The organism is Microcoleus sp. S13_C3 (assembly GCF_036700905.1).
Lineage (GTDB): Bacteria > Cyanobacteriota > Cyanobacteriia > Cyanobacteriales > Microcoleaceae > Microcoleus.
Genome location: NZ_JAUBPT010000369.1, coordinates 1 through 1,013 on the forward strand (window position 1 = coordinate 1; position 1,013 = coordinate 1,013).

The 1,013-nt window shown below is 43.0% G+C and carries 2 protein-coding genes; both read left to right on the forward strand.

Going from position 1 to position 1,013, the window contains the following annotated elements; translation table 11 throughout:
- The first annotated feature begins 84 nt into the window (after window positions 1–84).
- On the forward strand, window positions 85–588 hold the full coding sequence (locus tag QUA16_RS36780) for a helix-turn-helix domain-containing protein (RefSeq protein ID WP_333109808.1): 504 nt from the start codon (window positions 85–87) through the stop codon (window positions 586–588).
- The coding region (locus QUA16_RS36785) for a transposase (protein WP_333109807.1) at window positions 581–1,013 on the forward strand (433 nt) is incomplete at its 3' end. The genes QUA16_RS36780 and QUA16_RS36785, both read left to right, overlap by 8 nt.

The window sequence follows — 1,013 nt, forward strand, 5'->3', positions numbered from 1 at the left end:
TCGGCGTAAGTACACAGACTATATTTGTGGTAGAATAACATAGTTAGCTGAGACCCGTTTAGGTGGGTGATCGAGGAGTCAGAGATGGCCTTATTAATGCCTAAAATATTAAATTTAAGCGATGGCGAGCGTCATCAACTTCAGAAGTTGATCGACAAACACAAAACGCCCCAACAGCTAGTGCTACGAGCCAAAATAATTCTCATGGCATCAGATGGTCAAAACCATCGTGAAATAGCCCGAAGCCTAGAGATTAACCGACAGATGGCTCGCTTATGGCGAAACCGATGGTTGGAAAGCGAGGGAAAAGACTTATCGATTTTGCAAAGATTGCAAGATCAAGAGCGTGTTGGCGCACCAGTAAAATTTACCATGGAACAAGTAACTGAGTTATTTGCACTTGCCTGTTCCTCACCGTCCGATTATGGACGACCAATAAGTCATTGGACGGCGAGAGAACTGGCGGAGGAAATCATGTTTCAAGGCATTATTGAAAGTATATCAGTCCGCCATGTTGGCAGATTACTAGAAGAAGCAGAACTTAAACCACACGCCTCGCGCTACTGGTTAACCCCCCCCTGTGGATGAAGAATTTGATGCAAAAGTTAAAGATATTACAGGCTTATATCTGACTGCGATTGAACGCAGTCAAAATGGAGAACACACTATATCGGTTGATGAGATGACAGGAATTCAAGCCATTGAGCGTCTCGAAAAAGACTTACCAATGCGACCCGCAAAAGTTGCAAAAAGAGAGTTTGAATATATTCGTCATGGCACGCAGACCTTGATAGCGAATTTCAATATTGCGAATGGTAAGATTATCGAGCCAACTTGCGGAGATTCGAGAAAAGAATCCGATTTTGTACTGAATATTCGTCACATCATTGAAACTGACCCCGATGCCCAAAAATGGCATCTGATTATGGATTGTCTGAATACTCACCAATCTGAATCATTGGTGCGTTTGGTCGCAGAAAAAGAAGGCTTAGATATCGACCTCGGTATTAAGG

What these genes read in the sequence shown, in the direction of transcription:
- QUA16_RS36780 (WP_333109808.1), top strand. Translation starts at nt 85, where the DNA reads ATGGCCTTATTAATGCCTAAAATATTAAATTTAAGCGATGGCGAGCGT.